This window comes from Pseudomonas sp. GW821-FHT09C10, from assembly GCF_059418085.1.
Genome location: NZ_JBWKPE010000003.1, coordinates 362336 through 386361 on the forward strand (window position 1 = coordinate 362336; position 24026 = coordinate 386361).

Consider the following 24026-nt stretch of genomic DNA (forward strand, 5'->3'; position numbering starts at 1 on the left):
CACAGAGGAATAGCCACTTGCCATTTGAGTTGATGATAAGCATTATCATTAACTGCAAATCGGTCTGGTATCACTGTGAGCCAATCTCGCTTCAACCAAGTCTTTCTCACCCAACGGGTGATTCTGCTACGCACCTTGCAGCGGATGGTGAATAACCACAGCACCGCCGAGGACCTGTTGCAGGAAACCTACCTGCGCGTCACCCGGGCCCTCAGCGAGCGGCCGATCGATCACCTCGAACCCTTCGTCTACCAGACCGCGCGTAACCTGGCGCTGGATCACTTGCGTTCACGCAGGATTCAAGCGCGCACCCTGCAGGAAGATGTACCGCTGGAGATCCTGCAAAGCGTCGCCGCCCCCATCAGCACCCCCGAAGATGCAACCCAGGCCGAGCAATTGCTTGAACACCTGAGCATCAGCCTCGGCCAGTTGAGCGCGCGCCAGCAGCAGATTTTCATCCTCAGCCGCCTGCACGGCTGCAGCTACCAGGAGATCGCCGATCAGTTGGACGTGTCCTTGAGCACCGTGCAAAAGGAACTGAAATTGATCATGGCCATTTGTGTAGGTGTGGCCGAAAGACTGGATCGGCCTTAAGCTTCAGCCGACAGAATTGTCGACCCAAGCTGTAGGAAAGATGAATAGAACGTGGCGAAGACCCGAGGAACACCGTGACGGACCCGAATAAACTGCGCCCCCATGAGCTGGCTCATGAGGTGTTGCAAGACACGGCTATGGACCAGGCCCTCGATTGGCTGATCGCCTTGCAGTGCCCAGCGCCCGGGCAGCAGGCCGAGTTTGAAGCCTGGCTGGCCCAAGACCCCGCCCACGTCCACGCCTTCGGCAAGGCCCAGGCCGCCTGGGGTGGCGCGCCGGTGCACAGCGCCGCCGTCGCCCTGGCCGCGCCGCGCAAGCCCAGGGGCTGGCGCCGGATCAAGCCGCACTGGAAACCGCTGGCCACCGCCGCCGTGCTGTTGATCGGCCTGTTCAGCTTCAGCAACCTGCCGGTACGCCTGCAAGCCGACCATCTCACGGTGGTGGGCGAACGCCAGCGCCTGCAATTGGACGATGGCTCGAAAGTGTTGCTGAACACCAATTCGGCGTTTTCCAGCAGCATCAAGGACCACCAGCGGATCGTTCGCCTGTACCAGGGCGAAGCCTTTTTCGAAATCATGCCCGGCCATGGCCTGCCCCTGGAAATCGACGCCGGCCCCGTGCGAGCCAGCGTGCGTGATACCGCCTTCGCCGTGCGCTACCTCAACGGCGAAGCCCAGGTGCAGGTGCAGCGCGGCGATGTCGACCTGAGCAACACCTTCGACGATGCCCGCGTGCGCCTGAGTGCCGGCGAAAGCATCCGCATCGGGCCCAAGGGCTTTGGCCAACCGGCCCGGCTGGATGCCAGCAAGGACCTGGCCTGGGTGCAAGGCCGGCTGATTTTCGAAAACTGCCCGATGAGCGAAGTGCTCGCCGAACTGCGTCGTTACTACCCCGGCTGGATCGTCAACACCAACGACAAGCTCGCCAGCGTCGCCGTCACCGGCAACTACCGCCTCGACCAACCGCTGGATGTGGTGCGCTCCCTGGCCCACATCACCTCAGCGAAGTTGTCGGAATACCCCGCGCTGGTGATTTTGAACTAAATGAGAATTATTTTTACTCGATAGCCTTCGGCGGTACGTCTCGTCTTAGCCAATGCAACTGATTCCTATTTGGTTCGGTTCGCAACTATAAGATTCGTACCTTCCGGAGCGCTCTCGATGTCCTCTCGTTTCAACCGCCGGTCCTCCTCCCCCGTGCTGTCCTTGCTGACCGCCGCCATCCTGCTGGCCGGTTCGCCAGTGATGGCCGCCACTGCCGCCACTGCCGCCGAACCCGCCGCCCGCAGCCACGGCAACTACAGCTTCAGCATCGAGCAACAGCCACTGGTTTCGGCGCTGAACGCCTTTACCAGCGTGACCGGCTGGCAAGTCGGCCTGCCCGCCGAGCTGGGCCAGGGTGTGTCGTCCCCTGGGGTGCGCGGCGCCCTGTCGCCGGAGAAAGCCCTGGACCGGCTGTTGGTGGGGACCAACCTGAGCTACCGCAAGCTGGGCAACAACAACATCGTCCTGGAAAAGCGCACGGCGGGCAGCACCCTCAACCTGCAACAGGTGACCATCAGCGCCACCCGTAACGCGCAGGATGTGAACAGCGTACCGAGCACCGTCAGCGTGCATGATCGCGAAGAACTGGACCGCCAGAACGTCAACAACATCCGTGAGCTGGTGCGCTACGAGCCCGGCGTCTCGGTCGGCGGCGCAGGCACCCGCGCCGGCAATGCCGGGTTCAACATCCGCGGGATCGACGGCGACCGCATCCTTACCCAGGTGGACGGTGTGGAAGTGCCCGACAACTTCTTCAACGGCCCCTACGCCAAGACCCGCCGCAACTACGTCGACCCGGAAATCGTCAAGCGCGTCGAGATCCTGCGCGGCCCGGCCTCGGCCCTCTACGGCAGCAGCGCCATCGGCGGCGCCGTGAGTTACTTCACCCTCGACCCGGACGACATCATCAAGCCCGGCCAGGACGTCGGCGCACGCCTGAAGACCGGCTACAGTTCCGCCGACGAAAGCTGGTTGACCTCCGGCACCGTCGCCGGCCGCGTGCAGGACTTCGATGGCTTGCTGCACCTGAGCCAGCGCAATGGCCATGAGACCGAATCCTACGACGGCAACAACGCCACCGGCCTGGCCCGTACCGGCGCCAACCCCGAGGACGCGCGCACCACCAACATCCTGGCCAAGCTCGGCTGGAACTATGGCGATGACAACCGCCTGGGCCTGACCTATGAGAAGTACAAGGATGATCGCGACGTCAACCTGAAGAACGCGGTGGGCGGCCCGTTCATCGGCGGCCGAGGCTTCAACCTCTACCGTGATCGCCGTGGTAACGACACCATTACCCGCGAACGTTTCGGCCTGGAAAACAGCTTCGCCCTTGAGTCGCCGATTGCCGACCGGATCAAGACCAGCCTCAACTACCAGATCGCCAAGACCGACCAGACCACTGCCGAGATCTATCAGTCAGGTCGTCGTGTCCTGCGCACCCGCGACACGCTGTACCAGGAAAAACAGTGGATTTTCGATGCGCAGTTGGACAAAGCGTTCAGCCTCGGTGAGGCCGATCACCAAGTGACCTACGGCACTACCCTCAAGCAGCAGAAAGTCACCGGCTCGCGCGAGGGCGGCGCGACCTGTGTGGCCGTCGGCAGTGGCTGCACCGCCATCGGCGCGCCCAGCCCGATGGCCTCCGACAGTGTGAAAAAGTCCAGTGACTTCCCCGACCCGACCATCAACACGTATTCGCTGTTCGCACAGGACCAGATCAGCTGGGACAAATGGACCTTCCTGCCCGCCGTGCGCTACGACTACACCCAGCTCAAACCCAAGCTGACCCAGGAGTTCCTCAACACCGTCAACCCGACGGGGACGGACCCGGTGAGCGACAAGGAAAAAACCTGGCACCGTGTGACGCCCAAGTTCGGCCTGACTTACGCCCTGACGGATCAATACACCTGGTTCGGCCAATATGCCGAAGGTTTCCGTACGCCCTCCGCCAAGGCGTTGTACGGCCGCTTTGAAAACCTCAACCTGGGCTACACCGTCGAGCCGAACCCCGACCTCAAGCCAGAAACCAGCAAGGGCATCGAAACCGGGATTCGCGGCAAGTTTGACGAGGGATCCTTTGAAATCGCCGTGTTTTACAACAAGTACCGCGACTTTATCGATGAGGACAACGCCGTCGTCGGCGGCACGGTCGAACAGTTCCAGGCCATCAATATCAAGCGCGCCACCATCAAGGGGGCCGAAGCCAAAGGGCGCCTGAACCTGGATGCATTCGGCGCCCCGCAAGGCCTCTACACCCAGGGTTCGGTGTCCTATGCCTACGGTCGTAACGACGATAACGGCGAGCCGCTGAACAGCGTCAACCCGCTCAAGGGCGTGTTTGGCCTGGGCTACGACCAGGACAACTACGGTGGTCTGTTGAGCTGGACCCTGGTGAAAAAACAAGATCGCGTCGACAGCAGTACCTTCCACGCGCCGGACGGCGACACCAGCGGGCCCTTCAAGACTCCGGGCTTCGGTGTTGTCGACCTGACCGCCTTCTACAAAGTCACCCAGGACGTGACCATCAACGGCGGCCTCTACAACCTCACCGACAAGAAGTACTGGAACTGGGATGACGTACGCAGCTACGACAGTGTCGGCGAAGCCGCGGTGACCGGACCGGCCAACCTCGACCGCCTGACCCAGCCGGGCCGCAACGTTGCGATCAACCTGATCTGGGACATCTGACGACACCCGACTCACCTCGTCGAAATGTCAGCGGCGAGGTGAGGATTTTTTACTGTGCCGCGTCTTCTTGTTCGTCTAGTTGATAACAGCTCTCTTTAAGGGCCATAAGGCGCTCCCCCTTCTCAAGGACTTTTTCATGACCGCTTCTTCTACCGCAGAACGCCCAAGCCTGCGCTCCCAGCGCCTGAACCAGATTACCCACGAGCCACACACCAAGCTGGACGCGTTGGTGAAGGCCCACGCGCCGTTTGAAACCCAGGCCAACTTCGCGCGTTTCGTAGTGGCGCAGTACCTGTTCCAGTCGGAACTGGTGGCCCTGTACAACGATGCCGAACTGATCAAGATCGTGCCTGACCTGGCCGAACGCTGCCGCGCCGAAGCCGCCAGGCTGGACCTGGCTGACCTGGATACCGAAGTGCCAGCACCGTTCCCCGGCGCGCTGAAAAACCCGAGCAAGGCCGAGGCCCTGGGCTGGTTGTTCGTGTCCGAAGGTTCCAAGCTGGGCGCGGCGTTCCTGATCAAGCGCGCCGTAGGCCTGGGCCTGAGCGAAACCTTCGGTGCCCGCCACCTGGGTGAGCCGGCCGGTGGTCGCGCCGAAGGCTGGAAAAGCTTCACTCGCACCCTGGATGCGTTGCAATTGAGCGCCGAGGAAGAAGCCGCAGCGGAAAAAGGCGCGGTGGATGCGTTTGTACGCTTCACCGTGTTGCTGGAACAGGCGTACGCTAGCGCCCCTGAACTGGCCTGATCGCCCACATTGAAATGCAATCAACTGTGGGAGGGGGCTTGCCCCCGATGGCGGAGGGTCAGGTACCTATTTGTTGGCTGATGCACCGCTATCGGGAGCAAGCCCCCTCCCACATTTAAACCGCATTTCAATGCCGACTCTTTTGTTATCCCCTACTTTGCACACACCATGACCCGCAAACCCCAATCCACCTCGAAAATCGCACAGATCCTCTTCGGCCTGCTGGCCTACGTCAGCCTGGGCATCGGGCTGGTGGCGATTGTTGTGCCGGGTTTGCCCACCACCGAGTTCATCCTCCTGGCCGCCTGGGCCGCGACCAAAAGCTCACCGCGCCTCAGTGCCTGGCTGGAAAACCACCGCCTGTTCGGACCGATCCTGTTCAACTGGCGCAACGGCAGGATCATCGCGCGCCGGGCCAAAGTCAGCGCCACCGTGAGCATGCTGCTGTGCGCCATCCTGATGCTGGTGATGCTCGACCACGGCTGGCCGATCTACCTGGCGATTGCCGGGATGAGCCTGGGCAACCTGTGGATCTGGTCACGCCCGGAACGGCTCGCACAGCCTGTGTGACGCCGGCTGTAGCCGTTCTCCTACCGCTCATCGCCTGCCTCTCATGAATTAATTTGTTACGCCGATGTTTCAGACATAGCGCTGAATGGACTTGGCCTGCACTGCGAGCCCTCCAACATGCCCATTCGTGAGTGAACCTATGTTCGACACCCTCTCTATCCGCTTGAAAATCGTGCTGCTGTCCGGGCTCTGCCTGTTGGGGGTGATTGCGCTGGTGGTCGGCATCAACATCTACAACACCAACCAGAACGATCAGTTGGTCAGCGACTCAAGCTCGCGCATGCTTACCGACGGCGTGGAACAACTGCTGCAAGCCAGGGCGGCCGAACAGGCAGTGCAACTGCAGAAAACCTTCGGCGACAGCCTGCTGGCGCTGACCGCACTGGCCGACCAGGTCAAGGACCTGCGCACCATGGCCAGCAAGCGTGGCCTGGACGCCAGCGCGCTGCGCGAAGAAATCAACCAGAGCCTGAAAACCACGTTCGATCGCAACAGCAAGGTGCTGGGTTTCTGGCTGTCGTTCGAACCCAACAGCCTGGATGGCAAGGACAGCGAATTCGTCGATGACAAAGCGCGCGCCTCCAACGAAAAAGGGCGCTTCTCCAGCTATTGGAGCCGTGCCGGCGGCGAAGGCTTGAACACCGTCATGGTCGAAGAGGACCTGAACAAGACCACCCTCACCCTCAACGGTACGCCCTACAACATCTGGTACACCTGCCCCCGGGACACCCGCACTACCTGCCTGCTGGACCCGTATGAAGATACGGTGGGCGGCAAAAAGGTGCTGATGACCACCATCGCTTCGCCGCTGATCGTCGACGGCAAACTCATCGGCGTCATCGGTGTGGACATTGCCCTCACCGCCCTGCAAGCCACCACCGACGCCGCACAGAAAGACCTGTTCAACGGCGCGGCGCACCTGGAGATTCTTTCCAGTACCGGCCTGATTGCCGCCTACAGCGGCGAACCGGACAAGGTCGGCAAGAACCTGATCGACACCCTTGGCGCCGAAGGCAAGGAAATCGTGCAATTGCTGGCCAGTGACAACCGCATGATCCGTGAACAGGGCGACACTATTCGCGCCGTGTACCCGGTCAAGCCACTCGCCGATGCCAAGCCATGGGGCGTGGTGATCAAACTGCCCAAAAGCGTGATGCTGGCCGATAACGTCAAGCTGCAGGCGGTACTCGACGACGCCCAGGCCAGCGGCACGCTCAAGGCCTTGCTGGTCGGCGCCGCCGCCGGCCTGCTCGGCTTGCTGCTGATCTGGCTCACCGCCACCGGCGTGACCCGCCCGATCAACAGCGTCGCCGCCATGCTCAAGGACATCGCCAGCGGCGACGGCGATCTCACCCAGCGCCTGGCCTATGCCAAGAAAGATGAACTGGGCGAGTTGGTGAACTGGTTCAACCGCTTCCTCGATAAACTGCAACCGACCATCGCGCAGATCAAGCAGAGCATCACCGAAGCCCGTGGCACGGCTGACCAGTCCTCGGCCATCGCACGCCAGACCAGCGAAGGCATGCAGGTGCAGTTCCGCGAAATCGACCAGGTGGCCACGGCGTCCAACGAAATGAGCGCCACCGCCCATGACGTCGCCAACAGCGCCTCCAATGCCGCCAGCGCGGCACGCGGCGCCGACCAGTCGGCCCGTGAAGGCATGTCGATCATCGAGCAGAGCACTCGCGACATCACCACCCTCGCCGAAGAAGTCAGCAAAGCGGTGGGCGAAGTCGAAGCCCTCGCGGTCAATAGCGAGCAGATCGGTTCAGTCCTGGAAGTGATCCGCAGCATTGCCGAGCAAACCAACCTGCTGGCGCTCAACGCGGCGATCGAAGCCGCACGCGCCGGGGAAAGCGGCCGGGGGTTTGCGGTGGTGGCCGACGAAGTGCGCAACCTGGCCAAGCGCACCCAGGATTCGGTGGAGGAAATCCGCCAGGTGATCGAACGCATCCAGAGCGGCACCCGTGGTGTAGTGGCAACCATGCACTCGAGCCAGAGCCAGGCCCAGAGTAACGCCGGACAGATCCATCAAGCCGCGCAGGCCTTGGGCAAGATCAGTGATGCCGTGACGGTGATCAGCGACATGAACCTGCAAATCGCCAGCGCCGCCGAGCAGCAAAGCGCCGTGGCCGAAGAGGTCAACCGCAACGTCTCGGCGATCCGCACCGTGACCGAAACCCTCACCGGCCAGGCCACCGAGTCGGCGGCCATCAGCAGCCAGCTCAATGCGTTGGCCAGCCAGCAGATGAAACTCATGGATCAGTTCAAGGTGTAAGACACACCAACGGTCAAATGTGGGAGGGGGCTTGCCCCCGATAGCGGTGTGTCAGCTACAGATAAGTAGACTGACACTCAGTCATCGGGGCAAGCCCCCTCCCACATTTTGACCGCCTACTGCTTAGATACCCGTCCAGGCCTGCACAAACGCCGCCACATCTTCCTTCGGCGCCGTACGCGGCGGGTTCTGCGGTGTACCCAAATAAAGGAAGCCAATCACCTCCTCATCCGCCGTCAGCCCCAGGCCTTCGGCGACATGAGCCGAATAGGACAACTCACCCGTGCGCCACACCGCACCAATCCCCTGGGCATAGGCCGCCAGCAGAATACCGTGGGCCGCGCAGGCGGCTGCCAACAGTTGTTCAGACTTGGGCACCTTGAAGTGCTCCTGCAGGCGGGCAATCACCACCACCACCAGCGGCGCCCGCAGCGGGCCGTTCTGGGCCTTGTCGATGACAGCCTGGGGAGCATCGGCGTCCTGCAGGCGAGCGGCTTCGGCCAACAGCGTGCCCATCTGCTCACGGGCGGCACCTTCCACGGTGAGGAAACGCCAAGGGCGCAGTTGGCCGTGGTCGGGCGCACGCATGGCTGCGGCGAACAGCACATCGCGCTGCTCCTGGGTCGGTGCCGGTTCCAGCAAACGCGGCACGGAAACACGGTTGAGCAAAGCGTCGAGAGCCTGCATTGGCCACCTCCAGAAAAAAATGTGCGGTCATTCTAGCGGGAATGAATCGGGATGCCACCAAACGATAATTGCTCTTATTCAATCCGCCCCGCCCTGTTAGACTTTGCGACCTTATTTTCAGCCTTGGTCCGGGAAACTCGATGTTTCGTTCGCTTTTTCGCCTGTGCGCAGCGTTGATGGCCTTGAGCCTGGCCGCCTGCGACGACGCCCCACGCTTCACCAAGGCCGAGCAGGGTGAAGCGCGAGCGGGCGGCGCGACGACGGTGAACAAGCGCGACCAGAATGCGTTTTCCCTGCCCTCGGCCAACCTGTCGCCCACGCGCCGCCTGGATTTCAGCGTGGGCAACAGCTTCTTCCGCAGCCCCTGGGTGATCGCGCCGTCCACCACCACCGCCCGCGATGGCCTGGGCCCGCTGTTCAATACCAACGCCTGCCAGAACTGCCATATCAAGGACGGCCGTGGCCACCCGCCGCTGCCCGACGCGGCCAATGCGGTGTCGATGCTGGTGCGCCTGTCGATTCCCCTGTCTACCCAGGACCAGCCGCCCTACGCCAAGCTCATCGAGCAAGTCGGGGTGGTACCCGAGCCCGTCTACGGCGGGCAACTGCAGGACATGGCGGTGCCCGGCGTGCCGCCGGAAGGCAAGGTGCGCGTCGACTACACGCCGGTCAACGTCACCTTCAAGGACGGCACCGTCGTCGAGCTGCGCAAGCCCGACCTGCAAATCACCCAGCTCGGCTATGGCCCGATGCATCCAGATACACGCTTCTCCGCACGCATCGCCCCGCCGATGATCGGCCTGGGCCTGCTCGAAGCCATCAGCGACGCAGACATCCTGCGCAATACCGACCCGCAGACCGCCGACAAGGAAGCCCTCGTCGGCCGCGCGAATCGGGTCTGGGATGACGCCGAGCAAAAAACCGTACTCGGACGTTTTGGCTGGAAAGCCGGGCAACCCAATCTCAATCAACAAAATGTTCACGCGTTCTCTGGTGATATGGGCCTCACCACCTCCCTGAGACCCTTCGATGACTGCACCGACGCCCAAGTCGCCTGCAAACAGGCACCCAACGGCAATGGCCCCGAGGGCGAGCCGGAAGTCAGCGATAACATCCTGCGCCTGGTGCTGTTCTATACCCGTAACCTGGCCGTGCCCGTGCGCCGCGACGTCGACACCCCGCAGGTGCTGGCCGGGAAAAACCTGTTCTACCAGGCCGGTTGCCAGGGTTGCCATAAACCGACGTTCACCACCGCTGCGAATGCCGCCGAACCCGAGTTGGCCAACCAGGTGATTCGCCCCTACAGCGACCTGCTGTTGCACGACATGGGCCCAGGCCTGGCCGACAACCGCACGGAATTCAAGGCCGGTGGCCGCGACTGGCGCACGCCGCCGTTGTGGGGCATCGGCCTGACGCAGACCGTCAGTGGCCATACCCAGTTCCTGCATGACGGCCGCGCCCGCAACCTGCTCGAAGCCGTGCTGTGGCACGGCGGCGAAGCACAAGCGGCGCAGCAGCATGTGTTGTCCTTCAATGCCGAGCAGCGCGCTGCGTTGCTGGCGTTCCTGAATTCTTTATAAGCTTCGCCCCAATTACAGAAGGGAGCTCGACATGTTCCGTCCCAAGTTGTTGTTCACCAGCCTGGCCGCCCTCGCCCTGGGCGCCTGCTCGCCACAAGACCCGCAAGCCGTGACCTCGGCGGCGATCGCCAAGCAGGTGATCCTGCCGACCTACAGCCGCTGGGTCGAAGCCGACCGCCAGTTGGCCGTCAGCGCCCTCGCCTACTGCCAGGGCAAGGAAAGCCTGGACACTGCCCGCGCCGACTTCCTCCACGCGCAAAAAGCCTGGGCCGAGTTGCAACCGCTGCTGATCGGCCCGCTGGCCGAGGGCAACCGCTCGTGGCAGGTACAGTTCTGGCCGGACAAGAAGAACCTGGTGGGCCGCCAGGTCGAGCAACTGGTCGCCGCCCAGCCGCAGATCGACGGTGCCGCACTGGCCAAGTCCAGCGTGGTGGTGCAGGGCCTGTCGGCCTACGAATACATCCTCTACGACGCCAAGACCGACATCGCCGACGAGGCGCAGAAAGCCCGTTACTGCCCGCTGCTGGTGGCCATCGGTGAGCGCCAGAAAGCCCTGGCCGAAGAGATCCTGGCCAGCTGGAACAGCACCGACGGCATGCTCGCGCAGATGAGCAAGTTCCCGAACCAGCGCTACGCTGACTCCCACGAAGCCATCGCCGATCTGCTGCGCGTACAAGTGACCGCACTGGACACCCTGAAGAAAAAACTCGGCACGCCCATGGGCCGCCAGACCAAGGGTATCCCGCAGCCGTTCCAGGCCGATGCATGGCGCAGCCAGTCGTCCCTGCAAAGCCTGGAAGCCAGCCTCGCCGCCGCCCAGACCGTATGGGTCGGCGTGGACAACAAGGGCCTGCGTGGTTTGCTGCCGGCGGATCAGAAGCCGCTTGCCGACAAGATCGACGCAGCCTATGCCGCCGCGCTGAAACTGTTCGCCAGCAACCAGCGCACCCTCAACGAACTGTTGAACGATGACGCCGGGCGCCAGCAGCTCAACGACATCTACGACAGCCTCAACGTCGTCCACCGCCTGCACGAAGGCGAGCTGGCCAAGGCGCTGGGAATCCAACTGGGCTTCAATGCCAACGACGGTGACTGATGATGCTCAGGCGACAGGCTTTGGCGATCGGCAGCGTGCTGCTCAGCGCACTCACGTTGGGTGGCTGGACGCTGTTCAAAGGGAAAGACAAGCACCCGCTGCTGCTGTCGGCCCGCGATGATGCAGACGGCAAGCACTATGCCGTGGGCTTTCAGCTGGACGGCAAGCAGGTGTTCGCCACCCAGGTCGGCCAGCGCTGCCACGACATCATCAACCACCCGACGCTGCCGATTGCACTGTTTGTTGCCCGCCGCCCGGGCACCGAGAGTTACCTGATCGACCTGCGTAATGGCGCACTGTTGCAAACCATCACCTCGAACGCCAACCGGCACTTCTATGGCCATGCGGTCATCCACAAGAGCGGCGATTGGCTGTACGCCACCGAGAACGACACGTCCGACCCCGGCCGTGGCCTGCTCGGTGTGTACAAGTTCGAAGGCGAGCGCCTGGTGCACAGCGGCGAGATCTCCACCCATGGCATCGGCCCGCACCAGGTGTCGTGGATGCCCGACGGCGAAACCCTGGCGGTGGCCAACGGCGGCATTCGCACCGAAGCCGAAAGCCGCGTGGAGATGAACCTCAACGCCATGGAACCGAGCCTGGTGCTGATGCACCGTGACGGCACGCTGATCAGCAAGGAAACCCTCGGCCAGCAGATGAACAGCGTGCGCCATATGGGCATCGCCAGCGATGGCACCCTTCTCACCGGCCAGCAGTTCATGGGGCCGTCCCAGGAGCGCTCCGAGTTGCTGGCGATCAAGCGCCCGGGCCAGCCGTTCGTGGCGTTCCCGGTGGCCGATGAGCAGTTGCAGGCCATGGGGCATTACACCGCCAGTGTCGCCGTGCACAGCGAATTGCGCCTGGTGGCGTTGACCGCACCCCGTGGCAACCGTTTCTTTATCTGGGACATGGACACTGCCGAGCTGCGCCTGGATGGACCGCTGCCCGACTGCGCAGGCGTCGGCGCAGTGGCGGACGGGTTTGTCGTCACCTCGGGCCAAGGGCGTTGCCGCTACTACGATTGCCGCCAGAAACAGTTGGTCGCCAAACCGTTGGAATTGCCGGCAGGGCTCTGGGATAACCACCTGCATCTGATCTGAGCTGCGTAGATACCGTCTAGCCAACATCGCGCCCCCGTAGCAGATGCCTTGCGGATAAGGTTTGAAAGGCAAAAAAAAAGGGCCTCGCATCGCAAGGCCCTTCTTCGGGGGTTTGAATCGTTTCAACTTTGCGGCCTCATCCCTTGAGACATCCCAAACATGAACAACAGCAACTCATGATCAGGCTTGACCGCCGCACTCGCCTTGGCGACGCGGGGCAACAGGCATTGCCCGCCGCCTTGCACCGCACTGAGTACCTGTGTGCGAGGTTGCTCCCATGCGGCCAGGGCCAGGGCCGCAATGCCCATCGCCCCGACCAGGAACAGACCTCGTGCTATTTCTAGCTTCATCTGGTTAAACCCTTGATAGCGCTGCCAAACGCCGCTTCATAAAAGTAGCTGAGTTTTTCCCAGTCGGTGCTGTTCCACGACGAATGGCGACGCAGCTGCAACATGTCATGGGAGGCTGCCCGATAAGCGGTCAAGCGCTGGCGGCATTTCTCGAAGTCCAGCAGCGCCACTTCCACCTGGGCCGAGTCGCCCTCGCCCGTCACCCGCACGAAAATATGCTTGATGTACAGGCAACCGTGCTGCCAGCGTCCCTTGTGCATGCGGGCCAGGGTAGCGGCCAACTCCTTGAGCAAGCGCTCGTGCACCTGCTCGCCATACTGTTCGCGACCACCGGCGGCGTACCAGTTTTCAATTTCGTCGAAGCCATCGAGCGCGGCGGTCACCAGCAGTGCCTTCCAGCGGTGCTCGGGGTCACGACGCGCCTCACAAAAGACCATTTCGGGCACGCGAACATCCAGCAGTCGCAGGCCCTTGAGGGCATCCCGCTCGCGCAATACGGTTGGGCGTCCAAACGGATGCAGCCAACTGCGGTAGATATGGCCCGTCTGACGCTTGCTGTAGAGCAAACGGCCATTGGCGCTGAGTACACGCTGTACACCACTTTCACCGCCACGCCGGCGATTGGGCTCTTCGACCCACTCGCCTTGCTGACGCCAGAAATAATCGAAGCGTTCTTCGGGAGTTACGTGACTGCCTGCTACGCACTCAACTGCCATCCTGTTACCTCTTGCGCAATACATACACCCGCCACATGGCGTAGAGCGGTATGAAGTCCAGGGACTCCTGAACACGAAAACCGGCTTGCTCGAACTCTGATTCAACAGTAGCAGCCGGTAACACAAATCTGTTTTGGTAACCTTCCTGCTCACCTGTCTTGCGACGCTTTCCTTCCAGACGCTTGCGTTTCCAGGCTTTGAAATTGCCATCGACCCACAGCGAAATGATCACGCTGTCACGGGTAACCCGCTGAAACTCCCGCAGAATTGCCTGACGGTGCGCCGGATCGCCGATGTGGTGGAGCAGGCGCATACAGAAAATGCTGTCGACCGAGTTATCCGGCAAATCGATGTCGAAGGCAGATGTCTGCAAGGGCCGTACCCGTTTCACCACTTCTGCGGGCTGGGCGGCCATCGCAACCTTCAACATGGAGGCCGAATTGTCGGCGCCGATGATCACACGGTTGGGTTTTTCCGCCAGCAGCGGCCAGAAACGCCCGGCGCCACACGGCAGGTCCAGCACCAGGCCTGGCTCGCCGGCCATCGCCAACGCGCCACGGGCCAGTTGCTCGTCGCGTTTGTGTGACAACCGGCGCGCCAGATTGTCCTGATGCTTGAGCAAATATTCGTGGGCGTGCTGGTCGTCGTACTTTTCGGAAAATTCGAGCTTGATCGGGGTAGGCATCAACGGATCTCCAGTTGCTGATGCCTACAACCTTAAGCAGCGTCCTGTGATCAACAGGTCAACCCCTTGTGAAAAACTTGTCCTGTCCAATCCCATACATTTCAAGACTTTACAGACACAAGCAATATCATGGGGCCATCTTCGCCGATTTACGGGGATCTCTGGCAGGATAACGGCAGGGGGAACGCTCAGGCGTTGACCTGACTCAACCGGACATGAAAGCGACAGCCATTGGGCTCCATGGTGCTGAGGGTAACGCTCCAGCCCTGGTTCTCGCAGATGCGCTGGACCAGTGACAAACCCAACCCCAGGCCCTCGCCGCGCTTCTCACTGCCGCGGACGAACGGCTCGAACATCGCTTCGCGCTTGTCTTCGGGAATGCCGACGCCACTGTCTTCCACCACAAAACCGGTGGGTTCCAGGGTCAACCGGATGAAGCCGCTTTCGGTGTAATGCAGGGCATTACGCAACAGGTTGCCCATCACGGCATGCAGAAAGGTCGCGTTGTAGCGCGTATCCAACGGGTTGCCCGGCTGGTAGATCAACTCCAGGCCCTTGTGCTCGATGGGCTCGCGCCAGATGCCAAGCAGATCATCCGCCACCTGGGACAGATTGACCTTGGGTGACATGCTGCCGTCATCATGCTGAGCCCGGGCCAGCATCAGGAAGGTTTGCACCAGTTCGCGCATTTCTTCGCAGGCGCGGGCGATTCGCTCGACCTGGTTACGCCCACGCTGATCGATAGCCGGGTTTTCCAGCAACAATTCGCAGGAGCTGGCCAGGACCATCAAAGGCGTGCGCAGTTCGTGGCTGACATCGCTGGTGAACAACTGCTCACGGGACAATGCCTGGCGCAGGCGCCCCAGCGTGGCGTCGAAGGCCACCGCCAGCTCACCCACTTCGTCGGCCGCGTAGTCCGGGGCCAGGGGCGGCGCCAGGCCCAGCAACTGGTCGCGATGCCGCACCTGACGAGCCAGGCGCACTACCGGCGCCATCACTTTACGGGCCAGCACCCAGCCGAGGAATACCGCCAGCGCCAGGCTGAGCACGAAGCCCACCAGCACCACGGCAAACAGCACGCGCTCTCGCTCTTCGAAATCGCTTTGATCCTGCAGCAGCACATAGCGCCGACCGTCGACCACTTCGACCATGGCGTGGTACGACAGGGCCTCGCGGAACACCTCATGAAACCCTGGTTCCAGATGCCGCAGGTCCTTGGGCAATTCAAAATCCCCGGGGCCACCGCTGAAGTAAAACAGCTGGTCGGGCTCGGGGCGGTGCCGCCAGTCCTCGACGGTGTCCATCAGCAGCAGACGCTGCAGGTCACCGCCCAAGCCTGCCGAGATCAGCTTCTCTTCCACCAAGTGCACGGTGGCGACGATGCCCATGGCGAAGGCCCCCGCCACCAACGCACTCATCAAGGCAAAGGCGATGATGATGCGCTGGGCAAGGCTTTGCTTAAACTCCATCACGGCCCTCGGCCAGGCGGTAACCCACACCATGCACGGTTTGCAGCAACGGCTTGGCGAACGGCTTATCGATCACCTGGCGCAATTGGTGGACATGGCTGCGCAGGCTGTCGCTGTCCGGGCAGTCATCGCCCCACAGCGCCTCTTCCAGCACTTCCCGACGCAGTACGTGGGGACTTTTCTGCATCAAGACCGCGAGCAGCTTGAGACCGACCGGGTTGAGCTTGAGCAGGCGCCCTTCGCGGGTCACTTCCAGGGTATCGAGGTCGTAATTCAGATCGGCCACTTGCAGGGCGCGGCGACCGCCACCTTGGGCACGGCGCAGCACCGCTTCGATGCGCGCGGCCAGTTCCGACAGGGCAAACGGTTTGAGCAAGTAATCGTCGGCACCGGACTTGAAGCCCTGCAGCCGGTCATCCAACTGGTCGCGGGCGGTGAGCATGATCACCGGCGTGTCGCGGCGGGCGTCTTCACGCAGGCGCTTGCACAAGGTGTAGCCATCGATGCCAGGCAGCATGATGTCGAGCACGATCAAGTCGTAATGCTCGGTGGCGGCCAGGTGCAGGCCCGATAAACCGTCCTGCGCACAGTCCACGGTGTAGCCTTTTAGCCCCAGGTAGTCGGCCAGGTTGGCCAGAATATCGCGGTTGTCTTCAACCAATAGAATTCGCATGGGCAGTGTCTCCGTACGCGGTAACGGCCGTGTTGGCTCGCGCAGCTTAAGGCCAAGTGTGGCTCAGGGATAGAGCTGAGAGGTACGACGATAAAGGTTTTCAACCTTGCACAGAGTTGAACAAGTTTTTCACTATAGCTTCACAAACTGACTACAGTGTCAGGCAGAAGATCGCCACCCATTGATATAAGGAACATGGACATGGGGTTTCTCAAGACGGCGCCAATGCGCTATCTGCTGTTGGTAACCGGTGCCTGGCTGGTTATTTTCCTGCTCACTCGCAGCGTGCTGCTCATCACCCATTTGGATGAAGTCGGCGGCAACCTGCTGCCGGTGTTTGGCGTGGGCCTGCTATACGACCTGGGCTTCCTGGCCTACGCGGCACTGCCGCTGGGCCTGTATTTGCTGGTGTGCCCGCCCGCGCTGTGGCGCCGGCGCGGTCACCGCTGGTTCCTGCAGGCCGTGCTCACCGTCAGCCTGTTCGCCATGCTGTTTACCTCGGTGGCCGAGTGGCTGTTCTGGGATGAGTTCGGCGTGCGCTTCAACTTCATTGCCGTCGATTACCTGGTGTACTCCGACGAGGTGTTGAACAACCTGCTCGAGTCCTACCCGATCGGCAAACTGCTGAGCCTGCTCGCCATGCTGGCGATTGTCTTGAGCCTGGCCTTGCGCAAACCGTTCAATGCAGCGATGAGCGCCCCACTGCCGCCGATGCGCGGTCGCCTGGTGAATGCCCTGGCCCTGTTGGTGATTGCCGGCCTCAGCCTGCAACTGATCAGCCAGGACAGCCCGCGAGCCCAGGGCGGCAACGCCTACAAGAACGAACTGGCCAGCAATGGTCCGTATCAGTTTTTCGCCGCATTCCGTAACAACGAACTGGATTACCCACAGTTCTACAAAACCCTGCCGACTGAGGTTATCGCCACGCAACTGCGTGCAGAGCTGAGCGAACCCAACGCCCGCTTTATCGGCCAGGACCCGCTGGATATCCGCCGCGCCATCACCAATCCGGGCACGCCGCGCAAACCCAATGTCGTGCTGGTGACCATCGAAAGTTTCAGCGCCAAGTACATGGGCAGCAACGGCGACGAGCGCAACCTCACGCCTAACCTGGATGCGCTGCGTAAACAGAGCCTGTATTTCAATAATTTCTATGCCACCGGCACCCGCACCGACCGTGGCCTGGAGGCGATCACCCTGGCGATTCCACCCACGCCCGGGCGCTCGATCGTCAAGCGCATCGGTCGTGAAAGCGGCTTCGCCAGCCTGGGGCAACAGCTCACGGCCGTCGGTTACGACAGCGTGTTTGTGTACGGCGGGCGCGGGTACTTCGATAACATGAACGCGTTTTTCAGCGGCAACGGTTATCGCGTCGTGGACCAGAGCAGCGTGCCCGAGTCAGAAATCTCGTTCAAGAACGCCTGGGGCATGGCTGACGAGGACCTGTACAACCAAACCCTGAAACTGGCCGACACCGACTACGCCAAGCAGCAACCCTTTTTGCTGCAACTGATGACCACCTCCAACCACCGCCCCTACACCTACCCGGATGGGCGTATCGACATCAAATCCGGGAATGGCCGCGACGGCGCGGTGAAATACACCGACCACGCCATCGGCCAATTCCTGGAAGCCGCCCGCCAAAAACCCTGGTTCGATAACACGATCTTCATCTTCGTCGCCGACCACACCGCCGGCAGCGCAGGCAAGGAAGACCTGCCCATCACCAACTACCAGATTCCGCTGTTCATCTATGCACCCAAGCTGATCGACGCACGGGAAAGCGCACAACTGGCCAGCCAGATCGACCTGGCGCCCACGCTGCTGGGCCTGCTCAACCTGAGCTACGAATCCACCTTCTTTGGTCGCAACCTGCTGCAGGACAACCCACTGCCACCTCGGGTGGTGGTCGGCAACTACCAGCACCTGGGCCTGTTCGACGGCAAGGACCTGGCCATTCTCAGCCCACGCCTGGGCCTGCGCCGCCACGACCAGGCCCTGGGTGAGAGCCAGGAGTTGCGGGTCGGCAGCGATGACCCGTTGATCCAGCGGGCGATCACCTACTACCAGGCCGCCAGCTATGGCTTCAAACAACAGTTGCTGAGCTGGAGAGCGCCCAAGGAAGAGGCCCCGGCACTGAGCACGCGCTAACCAAAACGTCCCGTACAGGTCCGTACGGGACGTTTTTCACCAGGGTCCACCATGGGAACCACCCCCGCCGTCTCCGTCTCCAAACCTCTCAACCTATGGCTCTGCCTGGGCATCCCCGGCGGCGCTGCGCTCCTATTGCTGTTGCTGGAGCTGACCTCGCTGGACATGGACCTCGCCAAGCTGTTCTACAACGGCGCGGAGGGCGGTTTCATCGGGCGTTACAGTTTCTTCCTCGAAGACATCCTGCATGACCGTGCCAAACAGTTGGTCATCCTGTTCTCGGTCCTGGCGATCCTGGGATTTGCCGGCACGTTTATCCTCCGACGGCTCAAACCCTATCGTCGTGAACTGGGCTGCCTGGTGCTGTCACTCGGGCTGGCGACCGCGTTTGTCGCTCCGCTGAAAACCATCACCGGTGTCCAGTGCCCGTGGAGCGTCCAGGAATTCGGCGGTCAGGAAACCTACAGCAAACTGCTGAGCCCTCGCCCGCCCACCGATAAACCCGGACGCTGCTGGCCAGGCGGTCATGCCGCCACCGGGTTCGCCTTGTTCGCCCTGTTTTTTGCACTGCGTGACCGGCAGCCACGGATGGCGCGCTACGCATTCATCTTCGCCGTCGGCTTGGGCAGCGTGTTTTCCATCAGCCGTATGATGCAAGGCGCACACTTCTTTTCCCATAACGTGTGGACGGCAATTTTCTGCTGGCTGATCTGCCTGGGGCTGTATTGCCTGTTGCTGTACCGGCCCTCCACGCGCGCAACGCCCACCTGAAGCCAAAGACAGCGCCCACAAAAAAGCCCCGCCTGCATCACTGCAGGCGGGGCTTTTTCAGTACAGGGGTAAGGCTGGCTTACATCATGCCGCCCATGCCACCCATGCCGCCCATGTCTGGCATACCGCCGCCAGCCGAGCCTTCAGGCTTCGGCTTGTCAGCGATTGCAGCTTCGGTGGTCAGGATCAGACCACCGATGGAGGCTGCGGCCTGCAGCGCGGAACGAGTCACCTTGGTTGGGTCCAGGATGCCCATTTCGATCATGTCGCCGTAGACGCCAGTCGCAGCGTTGTAACCGTAGTTACCTTTGCCGTTCTTGACTTCGTTGACCACAACGCTTGGCTCGTCGCCGGAGTTGGCAGCGATCTGACGCAGCGGTGCTTCAACCGCACGACGCAGCACAGCGATACCGACGTTCTGGTCAGCGTTGTCGCCGGCCAGGTTGGTCAGGGCTTCCAGGGCACGGATCAGCGCAACGCCACCGCCAGGTACCACGCCTTCTTCGACGGCTGCGCGGGTTGCGTGCAGGGCGTCTTCAACGCGGGCTTTCTTCTCTTTCATTTCAACTTCGGAACCCGCGCCAACCTTGATCACTGCAACGCCGCCGGACAGCTTGGCCAGGCGCTCTTGCAGTTTTTCACGGTCGTAGTCCGAGGACGTCTCGGCAACCTGGGCACGGATCTGAGTGATGCGCGATTGGATGTCGCCGTCAACGCCAGCACCGTCAACGATGATGGTGTTTTCCTTGGAGATGGTCACGCGCTTGGCGCTACCCAGGTTTTCCAGGGTGGCGCTTTCCAGGCTCAGGCCGATCTCTTCGGAGATAACGGTACCGCCGGTCAGGACGGCGATGTCCTGCAGCATGGCCTTGCGACGGTCGCCGAAGCCTGGAGCCTTGACGGCTGCGACTTTAACGATGCCACGCATGTTGTTCACAACCAGGGTCGCCAGGGCTTCGCCTTCAACGTCTTCGGAAACGATCAGCAGTGGGCGGCCGGCTTTGGCAACGGCTTCCAGCACTGGCAGCATTTCGCGGATGTTGGAGATCTTCTTGTCGACCAGCAGGATCAGCGGGCTGTCCAGCTCGGCAACCATGGTTTCCGGCTTGTTGACGAAGTACGGGGACAGGTAGCCACGGTCGAACTGCATGCCTTCAACAACCGACAGTTCGTTTTCCAGGCCAGTGCCTTCTTCAACGGTGATCACGCCTTCTTTACCGACTTTTTCCATGGCTTCGGCAATGATGTCGCCGATGGAGCTGTCGGAGTTGGCGGAGATGGTGCCTACCTGGGCGATAGCCTTGGTGTCGGCGCAAGGCTTGGACAGGTTCTTCAGCTCAGCGACGATGGCGATGGTGGCCTTGTCGATGCCGCGCTTGAGGTCCATCGGGTTCATGCCGGCAGCAACGGCCTTGTAGCCTTCGTTGACGATGGCCTGAGCCAGAACGGTAGCGGTGGTGGTGCCGTCGCCTGCGTCATCGTTGGCACGGGAGGCAACGTCTTTGACCAGCTGCGCGCCCATGTTTTCGAAACGGTCTTCCAGTTCGATTTCTTTGGCGACGGAAACGCCGTCCTTGGTGATGGTCGGAGCGCCGAAGCTCTTCTCGATGATCACGTTACGGCCTTTCGGGCCCAGGGTCGCTTTTACTGCGTCAGCCAGGATGTTGACACCGGTGAGCATTTTCTTACGGGCGGAATCGCCGAATTTAACTTCTTTAGCAGCCATGATCGATATTCCTTAAATACTTTGTAGTAACGGGAAAATGAGCGGGGAAATCAGTCTTCCAGAACGGCGAGAATCTCGTTCTCAGCCATAACCAGCAGGTCTTCGCCGTCGACTTTCACAGTGTTGCTGCCGGAGTAAGGGCCAAATACAACCTTGTCACCGACTTTAACGGCCAGCGCACGTACGTCACCGTTTTCCAGAGTCTTGCCTGGGCCTGCAGCGACGATCACACCGTGGTTGGCTTTTTCAGCAGCCGAACCTGGCAGAACGATACCGCCAGCGGTTTTCTTTTCTTCTTCGCTGCGACGGATTACGACGCGGTCGTGCAGAGGACGAAGCTTGCTCATTGTCGATCTCTCCTAATTGTGTTTTTCATCGGCCGGTATCGATACCGGCGGGTTGTATTCCGGCAGTGCCGGTCGCGGTTCGCTGGGCGAAACACGGAAGTCTGTCCGGTGTCGCCACCAGAAACCTTGCGGTGACCGTTACATAAGGGCGCATAAGCTTATTACAAGGGGCCGGCGATGATTTTTTTTGCGTCTGCCAGCCTATAAAAGCAGCACGGCACCCGAAGGTGCCGTGCCAGTGAAGCGGTTATTTGCTGTCGCGGTGTTCGAACTCGCCTTCGATCACGTCGCCTTCTCGCCCCAACGGTTGGCGCGGGGCCGGGCCGCCACGGGGTTGCAGGTCGTCGGCGAACGCACGTTGGCGAATCGCGGCCTCTTCGGCGCGCTGGCGCATCTTGCCCGCGAGCAATTTGCGGGTGAACGGCAGCAGCATCACCAGGCCCACTACGTCGCTGATAAAGCCGGGCAGGATCAACAGGCCACCCGCCAACGCCATCATCAGGCCTTCGAGCATGGTCTGGGCTGGCAGTTCGCCGCGGTTCAGGCTCTCACGAGCACGCAGCGCCGTGGCCAGGCCGGCGACGCGCAGCACCAGGACGCCGAGCATCGAGCCGAGAATGATCAGCAACAGGGCCGGGAAAAACCCGATCGCACCGCTGACTTGAACGAATACGAACAGCTCCAACACCGGGAACAGCAGAAAGAGCAATAAAAAAGGGCGCATCAAAAGGTTCCTCAACGCAAGAATGCCTTGCCAGTCCACCTTAGATGACGTCGCCGTTTCGTGAATTCAAGCTTCAGCGGCGGCTTTTTTCGGCCAGACCTCGGCGTGGGCCAATGAAACCAGGGCTTCGCGTACTTGTGTCGGCGTGTTGCAAGACGCTGCAAACGGCAGCCAGTGCAAAGCCTGGCCGATGCGCAGATGCAGGCCTTCGCTGTCGATGCCGGCCAATTGCGCAGGTTCGAAAGCAGGCAAGCCGGCCAACTCGACGTAATGGGCAATGGCCTTGGTGTGGTCGCTGTTCATGTGCTCGACCATGCTGCGCTCGGCCTTGCCCGCGAAGGGGTTGGCCAAGGTCAATTGGTCGATCCAGTGAATCGCGCCAAACCCGCCGATATAACGGTGGCGCACCGGCTTGAGCACCCAGAAATCGAAATCGTGGGCCTGGTGGTAGTTGGCCGAATCGGGGAAGTAACGGTAATAGCGCTCGGCCGCCGCTTCGATGGCGGCAGGGTCGTCGAGTTTCTCGGCTTCGGCCAGGTAGGTCAGGCGCCCCACGGCCTGCACGTCATCCGCTTCGCGCTCGCCGACCAGCAGCGAGCACTTGGGATCTTTTTGCAGGTTATGGGTGTGCTGGGCGATACGGCTGATCAGGATCAGCGGGCGGCCCTGCTCGTCGAGGCAATACGGCACGACCGAGCCGAACGGAAAGCCGGGCATGGCCTTGGACAGTGTGGAGAGAGCCCCACGGTATTCCTTGAGCAACAGCTCTCGGGCGTTCTTGGCAACCTGCGTGCTCAACGTATGACTCCTCGGGTATTCGGCCGCCCATAGCGTATGGGAATGGATCTCAACACAAGGTAATCAATCTACGCGCCGGTTGCCAGCGGCTCGATTACCAGGCGACGCCGAAGCCTGCGGTATAGCGGGTCTTGCTCAGGCTGCTTTCCGAATCGCCGCTGATCACGTCGCGCTCGGCCTTGAGGTTGAGCGACGCCCACTCGGTCACCTTGTAGCGCAGGCCCATTTCCGCATCCAGGGAGTACTCGGCCGGGCCGTCGATAGGCTTGCCCACCTCGCCATTGGTGAAGAACTCAACGGTCTTGCCCACCAGGTAGCGGTTGTAGTTCCACTTCATGGCCAGGGAATAGAAGTTGTCCTTGCCGCCATCGGCGTACTCGTAATCGGTGCGGTTGACCAGCGAGCCGAGGGAGAACGCACCCAGCTCGTCGTCCCAGAACTGGTAGCCCGGGCCGGTACCGACGGTACGTTGGCGCGCCAGGTCTTCAACCTTGTCGCGCTTGTAGGTCAGGCGCCCCTGCCAGAACCAGTGCTCGGTGATGAAGCGGTCCAGGTCATACTCCAGCGCCCAGTTGTCGGTGGTGGTGACGTCGTCCTGGAACTCGCGGTTGTATTCGCCCTGCCCGGTATGGCGCCATTGGCCATGGCGCGCGGTGGTCTTGAAGTCGATGTCGTAGTCGTTGGTGTCTTTTTCGGCGCGCTTGTAGTCCAGCGCCATGTCGACATTGCCCTTCCACACCAGGTCTTCGATCACCGGCTTGGGCTTGATGATCTGCTGGATACTTGCCAGCTCGACGGTCTTGGGCGCCTCGCCATTGGCCAGCACCACCTTGCCATCGTCCGCCGCCTGCAGGGACTTGGCCTTCTCGCCGGTGTAGGCGTCCTGCTTGACCAGCAGTTCCTGGTCGCTCTCAAGGGTTTTCACCTGCTTCCAGTCCACCGGAATGGCGCCGGCGTAGTCGGTCTGGATCAGCAGCTTGCCACCGTCGAAGACCTTGATCTTGCCGGTCAGGCGGTCACCGTTTTTCAACCAGACGGTATCGGCCAGCAGGGGCGTGGAAGCACTGAAGACAGCGAGGCACAGCAGGGTTCTGGACAACATAAGCGGATAGGGAGCTCAAGGTTGGCGAAAAGGGGCGATTATCGTGTTAGATAGCTAGGACTGACTCAAGGATTTGTGTTGAGTTCAATTCTCAACAGCATACTTACAGACGTTTCTTACAAAAGACCGA

At 61.4% G+C, this 24026-nt stretch carries 22 protein-coding genes; 11 read left to right on the top strand and 11 right to left on the bottom strand.

Annotated features, from left to right (window positions below; genetic code table 11):
* The first annotated feature begins 75 nt into the window (after positions 1-75).
* The 6 genes from AC07OT_RS08715 (at position 76) to AC07OT_RS08740 (ending at position 7921) form a co-directional block, all read left to right on the top strand.
* Complete coding sequence (locus AC07OT_RS08715; protein ID WP_027605496.1) at positions 76-594, top strand: RNA polymerase sigma factor; 519 nt, start codon at positions 76-78, stop codon at positions 592-594.
* Between the two features lie 74 nt (positions 595-668).
* Positions 669-1637, top strand: coding sequence for a FecR family protein (locus AC07OT_RS08720; protein ID WP_098478837.1), 969 nt, complete (start codon positions 669-671; stop codon positions 1635-1637).
* 117 nt (positions 1638-1754) lie between these two features.
* Positions 1755-4328, top strand: a complete 2574-nt coding sequence (locus AC07OT_RS08725) for a TonB-dependent receptor (protein WP_495107896.1) — start codon at positions 1755-1757, stop codon at positions 4326-4328.
* 136 nt (positions 4329-4464) lie between these two features.
* Positions 4465-5073, top strand: a complete 609-nt coding sequence (locus AC07OT_RS08730; RefSeq protein WP_141155916.1) for a biliverdin-producing heme oxygenase — start codon at positions 4465-4467, stop codon at positions 5071-5073.
* Between the two features lie 168 nt (positions 5074-5241).
* Positions 5242-5643, top strand: a complete 402-nt coding sequence (locus AC07OT_RS08735; RefSeq protein WP_027605492.1) for a YbaN family protein — start codon at positions 5242-5244, stop codon at positions 5641-5643.
* A gap of 139 nt (positions 5644-5782) precedes the next feature.
* Entirely contained in the window at positions 5783-7921 is a 2139-nt protein-coding gene (locus AC07OT_RS08740; protein ID WP_495107897.1) for a methyl-accepting chemotaxis protein, read from the top strand.
* A gap of 123 nt (positions 7922-8044) precedes the next feature.
* Here the strand turns inward: AC07OT_RS08740 and AC07OT_RS08745 are convergent, their stop codons facing one another.
* Positions 8045-8608, bottom strand: coding sequence for an NAD(P)H nitroreductase (locus AC07OT_RS08745; RefSeq protein WP_115487203.1), 564 nt, complete (start codon positions 8606-8608; stop codon positions 8045-8047).
* 140 nt (positions 8609-8748) lie between these two features.
* Between AC07OT_RS08745 and AC07OT_RS08750 the strand changes: the two genes are divergently transcribed.
* Genes AC07OT_RS08750 through AC07OT_RS08760 form a run of 3 tightly spaced genes read left to right on the top strand, consistent with a single transcriptional unit; the run spans position 8749 to position 12384 of the window.
* Complete coding sequence (locus tag AC07OT_RS08750; RefSeq protein ID WP_495107898.1) at positions 8749-10188, top strand: di-heme oxidoreductase family protein; 1440 nt, start codon at positions 8749-8751, stop codon at positions 10186-10188.
* A gap of 31 nt (positions 10189-10219) precedes the next feature.
* Complete coding sequence (locus AC07OT_RS08755) at positions 10220-11284, top strand: imelysin family protein (RefSeq protein WP_495107899.1); 1065 nt, start codon at positions 10220-10222, stop codon at positions 11282-11284.
* Between the two features lie 2 nt (positions 11285-11286).
* A complete protein-coding gene (locus AC07OT_RS08760; RefSeq protein WP_495100723.1) occupies positions 11287-12384 on the top strand; it encodes a DUF1513 domain-containing protein in 1098 nt (365 codons plus the stop codon).
* A 122-nt stretch (positions 12385-12506) separates the two neighbouring features.
* On the opposite strand, the gene AC07OT_RS08765 is transcribed toward AC07OT_RS08760, so the two are convergent.
* The 5 genes from AC07OT_RS08765 to colR all read right to left on the bottom strand — a co-directional run bounded on the left by AC07OT_RS08765 (position 12507) and on the right by colR (position 16277).
* On the bottom strand, positions 12507-12734 hold the full coding sequence (locus AC07OT_RS08765; RefSeq protein WP_027605486.1) for a hypothetical protein: 228 nt from the start codon (positions 12732-12734) through the stop codon (positions 12507-12509).
* Positions 12731-13450 (bottom strand): lipopolysaccharide kinase InaA family protein, encoded by a 720-nt coding sequence (locus AC07OT_RS08770; RefSeq protein WP_141155920.1) that lies wholly within the window; start codon positions 13448-13450, stop codon positions 12731-12733. Before AC07OT_RS08770 ends, AC07OT_RS08765 begins: the two co-directional genes overlap by 4 nt.
* A 4-nt stretch (positions 13451-13454) precedes the next feature.
* The gene (locus AC07OT_RS08775; protein WP_027605484.1) at positions 13455-14135 is read right to left on the bottom strand and encodes a class I SAM-dependent methyltransferase; all 681 of its coding nucleotides are present in this window, start codon (positions 14133-14135) and stop codon (positions 13455-13457) included.
* Positions 14136-14323: 188 nt separating this feature from the next.
* Complete coding sequence (locus tag AC07OT_RS08780) at positions 14324-15604, bottom strand: sensor histidine kinase (RefSeq protein WP_495107900.1); 1281 nt, start codon at positions 15602-15604, stop codon at positions 14324-14326.
* Entirely contained in the window at positions 15594-16277 is a 684-nt protein-coding gene (colR, locus tag AC07OT_RS08785) for a two-component system response regulator ColR (RefSeq protein WP_027605482.1), read from the bottom strand. The genes AC07OT_RS08780 and colR overlap by 11 nt, the downstream gene beginning before the upstream one ends.
* Positions 16278-16478: 201 nt before the next feature.
* Between colR and AC07OT_RS08790 the strand changes: the two genes are divergently transcribed.
* Positions 16479-18428 carry an LTA synthase family protein gene (locus AC07OT_RS08790; RefSeq protein ID WP_495100495.1) on the top strand — a complete coding sequence of 650 codons (1950 nt, stop codon included), beginning with the start codon at positions 16479-16481 and terminating at the stop codon, positions 18426-18428.
* Positions 18429-18479: 51 nt separating this feature from the next.
* Positions 18480-19199, top strand: a complete 720-nt coding sequence (locus AC07OT_RS08795; RefSeq protein WP_115487210.1) for a phosphatase PAP2 family protein — start codon at positions 18480-18482, stop codon at positions 19197-19199.
* Positions 19200-19278: 79 nt separating this feature from the next.
* Here AC07OT_RS08795 and groL read toward each other — a convergent pair whose 3' ends face one another.
* From groL to AC07OT_RS08820, 5 genes are all read right to left on the bottom strand, one after another.
* Complete coding sequence (groL, locus tag AC07OT_RS08800; protein WP_495107901.1) at positions 19279-20925, bottom strand: chaperonin GroEL; 1647 nt, start codon at positions 20923-20925, stop codon at positions 19279-19281.
* 50 nt (positions 20926-20975) lie between these two features.
* Positions 20976-21272 (bottom strand): co-chaperone GroES, encoded by a 297-nt coding sequence (locus AC07OT_RS08805; RefSeq protein ID WP_003175874.1) that lies wholly within the window; start codon positions 21270-21272, stop codon positions 20976-20978.
* A gap of 247 nt (positions 21273-21519) precedes the next feature.
* A complete protein-coding gene (locus AC07OT_RS08810) occupies positions 21520-21996 on the bottom strand; it encodes an FxsA family protein (protein ID WP_024077215.1) in 477 nt (158 codons plus the stop codon).
* 66 nt (positions 21997-22062) lie between these two features.
* Entirely contained in the window at positions 22063-22794 is a 732-nt protein-coding gene (locus tag AC07OT_RS08815; RefSeq protein WP_115487211.1) for a HugZ family pyridoxamine 5'-phosphate oxidase, read from the bottom strand.
* A 94-nt stretch (positions 22795-22888) separates the two neighbouring features.
* Positions 22889-23896 (bottom strand): DUF481 domain-containing protein, encoded by a 1008-nt coding sequence (locus AC07OT_RS08820; protein ID WP_027605476.1) that lies wholly within the window; start codon positions 23894-23896, stop codon positions 22889-22891.
* Positions 23897-24026 lie beyond the last annotated feature (130 nt).